This is a genomic window from Sinomonas sp., from assembly GCF_051955515.1.
Taxonomy (GTDB): domain Bacteria; phylum Actinomycetota; class Actinomycetes; order Actinomycetales; family Micrococcaceae; genus Sinomonas.
In genome coordinates this window covers 1-3,280 of record NZ_JBQCGQ010000236.1, presented here as the reverse complement: position 1 = coordinate 3,280, position 3,280 = coordinate 1, and the positions used below count along the sequence as shown (strand labels likewise).

Here is a 3,280-nt window from a genome sequence, read left to right as displayed (position 1 = left end):
CGGCACGCGAAGCATAGACTTCGCACATGGCCACCCACGCAACTTTCACGGCGGACGACGCCGTGGAACTCGCTGTGATCGAACGCAGCGGCTTCGTCGAGTCCCGGCACCTCGGATCCGCCGTCGTTCTCGCCGGGGACGGCAGCGTGGTGACCGAACTCGGCGACATTCGGACCCCCGTCTACGCCCGCTCGGCGCTCAAGCCGCTTCAGGCGCTCGCATCGATGCGCAGCGGCGTCCCGCTTCGGGGCCCGCAGGTGGCGATCGCGTGTGGCTCGCACGTGGGATCGCTCGATCACCTGGACGTCGTCGAGGGGATGCTGAAAGCCGCTGGCGTGCGGGAGGCGGACCTCCAGTGCCCGCCCGCGTGGCCGCGGGACGAGGAGGCACGCGCCTGGCTCGTGCGCACGGAAATCGGCAAGCGGCGCCTGGCCCACAACTGCTCCGGGAAGCACGCCGCCTTCCTCTGGGCGTGCTCGGTCAACGGCTGGGGCCGCGGGAGCTACCTCGAGCCGAACCACCCGCTTCAGCAGCGCGTCCTCGAGACGATCGAGGAGTACACGGGCGAACCGATCGCCCACCTCGGCATCGACGGCTGCGGGGCTCCCGTCGCCGCGATGTCGCTGACCGGCCTCGCGCGGGCCTACTCGCAGCTGGCCAAAGCGCCGGGGATGCGCGGCGAAGCGGGCGATGCCCGGGCCGCCACCATCGTCACCTCCATGCTCGACTACGCCTGGGCCGTGCAGGGCAAAGGCCGCGAGAACACCGTGGTCATGGACGAGCTGGGGATCATCGCGAAGATCGGTGCCGAGGGCATCCTGGTCCTCGCCACGCCCCAGGGTGCCACGGCGGCCGTGAAGATGCTGGACGGGAGCCTGCGCGCCACTACCCTCGTGGGCCTCACCATGCTCGCCGCGGCCGACGCGGTTGACGTCCCCGAGGTCGCGCGCGTGCTCGAGGACGTTGTAGAGCCCGTCATGGGCGGCGGTCGGGCCGTAGGGCGGATCCGGCTCGGGCGTGCTGTGTCGGCGCTGTTGGGCTGACCCCTCCCGCGCTCCTGTCCAGTTGTTCTTCCCCGATCAGTCAGGAAGCGGCGCGTTTCGGCGGAACACGCACTCGGGGCGCCTAGAAGCGGACAGGAGCGCTGGGTAGCGTGGCCCTCAGGACCAGCAAGGGAGGCTGACCATGCCCGCACGACGGAGGATCCCGGTGGACAGTGGCCGCGCCGCGGTGAGCGAATGGCTCGCAGCCCGCGAGGGAGACGGGATCGCGGAACCGGGAGGGGCCCCCTTGGCCCCGGTGGACCGGTCGGTCCTGGCCACCGCAGTGCGCTACACGCTCGAGGAACTTGCGGCCCGCGCACCGGGGAACTCCGTGGAGGTGCGGGTGCCGCCATTCGGGGTCGCCCAGTGCATCGAGGGACCCCGGCACACGCGCGGCACTCCCCCGAACGTCGTGGAGACCGACGGCGAGACCTGGCTCGCGCTCGCAACGGGATCTATGGCGTGGCTCGACGCCGTGGCCACGGGCAAGCTCAGCGCGTCCGGGACGCGGACCGACCTGAGCGGGCTCATGCCGCTCGCGTAGGCCAACCCCGTCCGACGGCCTACCCCCGTCCCACGAACGGCATCCCGGAGGCCGTGATGAGGAGCGACCCGATGGTCGCCTCGGGCGGCAGGGACGCCATGAGGACGACGGCGTTGGCCGCCTCTTGGACGGGGAAGGTCGGCTCGATGCGGCGCGAGCCGTCAGCCTGAAGGGCGCCCTGCCCGACGCCGAGGGCCGTCATGATCTCGGTGCGGGTGTTGCCGATGTCGATCTGCCCACACGTGATGCCGTAGGGCCGCCCGTCGAGCTCGATGCTCTTCGTGAGGCCGGTGATCGCATGCTTCGTCGCCGTGTAGGCGACGGATTTGGGGCGCGGCGTGTGAGCCGAGATCGAGCCGTTGTTGATGATCCGGCCGCCTTGCGGACTCTGCGACTTCATCGCCCGGAACGCCGCCGCCGCGCAGAGGAAGCTGCCGGTGAGGTTGACCCCCACAACAGCTTCCCAGTCCGCTGGCGAGATCTCGCTGACATCCCCGCTCGGCCCGAATGTCCCGGCGTTGTTGAAGAGCACGTCGACCCGGCCCCAGCGGCGGGTGACCTCGGCGAAGAGGCGCTCGACGTCGTCGGCCGCGCTGACGTCAGCGGCGACCAGAAGCGCGCGGTCCGCGAAGCCCTCGGCGCTCTCGGCAAGCGGGGCGGCGCGGCGCCCGGCGAGCGCAACGTTCCACCCCTCCTCAAGCAGCCTGCGGGCCACCGCCCGGCCAATCCCGGAACCGGCTCCCGTCACCACGGCAACCCGCGGGTTCTCCTTCATACAGCCTCCTCATCCTGAGCCGAGCTTGACGCACGTCACGCCGACAAGCCACTCTTAATCCACATTGCAATAAATCGTTTCCATTATACGAAATCAAGGAGACGATGCAGACCAGCCATCCCAGGGATGACGACGTCCCCAGGACGAGCGCGCGCAACCCGGCGCGCAGGAAAGAGGTTCGACGTGTTGACTGGAGAGCATACCCAGCAGATCCTCGGCGGGCTCGGGACACCGCCCGACCACGACCCTGAAGAGACCGCCGAGTGGATCGAGTCTTTCGATTCGCTCGTGAAGGAGCGCGGAACCGAGCGCGCCCAGTTCATGGTCCGGAACATCCTCCAGCGGGCCGGGGCCCAGAGCGTCGGAGTCCCGCTTGTCACGACGACGGACTACGTCAACACCATCCCGGCCGACCAGGAGCCGGAGTACCCGGGCGACGAGGAGACCGAGCGCCGCTACCGGGCGTGGATGCGCTGGAACGCGGCGGTCCTCGTCCACCGGGCACAGCGGCCGGGGGTCGGCGTAGGCGGCCACATCTCGACGTACGCCGGCGCGGCGACCCTCTACGAGGTCGGCTTCAACCACTTCTTCCGGGGCAAGGATCACCCCGGCGGAGGGGACCAGGTCTTCTTCCAGGGCCACGCCTCGCCCGGAATGTACGCGCGAGCCTTCATGGAGGGCCGACTCACGGAGGAAGACCTTGACGGCTTCCGCCAGGAGAAGTCCCACGAGGGGCACGCCCTCTCCTCCTACCCGCATCCCCGGCTCATGCCCTCCTTCTGGGAGTTCCCCACGGTGTCGATGGGCATCGGCCCGATGAACGCGATCTATCAGGCCCAGTCCAACCGCTACCTGCAGCATCGAGGCATCAAAGACACCTCGGACCAGCACGTGTGGGCGTTCCTCGGCGACGGCGAA

3 protein-coding genes and 1 pseudogene are annotated in these 3,280 nt (G+C 69.5%); 3 read left to right on the top strand and 1 reads right to left on the bottom strand.

Features of this window, described 5'->3' with window-relative positions; translation table 11 throughout:
- Window positions 1-26: 26 nt before the first annotated feature.
- On the top strand, window positions 27-1,043 hold the full coding sequence (locus ACTHL9_RS14060) for an asparaginase (protein ID WP_440519913.1): 1,017 nt from the start codon (window positions 27-29) through the stop codon (window positions 1,041-1,043).
- 142 nt (window positions 1,044-1,185) lie between these two features.
- Entirely contained in the window at window positions 1,186-1,587 is a 402-nt protein-coding gene (locus ACTHL9_RS14055; protein ID WP_440519912.1) for a sterol carrier family protein, read from the top strand.
- 19 nt (window positions 1,588-1,606) lie between these two features.
- Here the strand turns inward: ACTHL9_RS14055 and ACTHL9_RS14050 are convergent, their stop codons facing one another.
- A complete protein-coding gene (locus ACTHL9_RS14050; RefSeq protein WP_440519911.1) occupies window positions 1,607-2,362 on the bottom strand; it encodes an SDR family oxidoreductase in 756 nt (251 codons plus the stop codon).
- 183 nt (window positions 2,363-2,545) lie between these two features.
- Here ACTHL9_RS14050 and ACTHL9_RS14045 point away from each other — a divergent pair.
- Window positions 2,546-3,280 (top strand): annotated as a pseudogene (locus ACTHL9_RS14045) (pyruvate dehydrogenase (acetyl-transferring), homodimeric type); the annotation flags it as partial.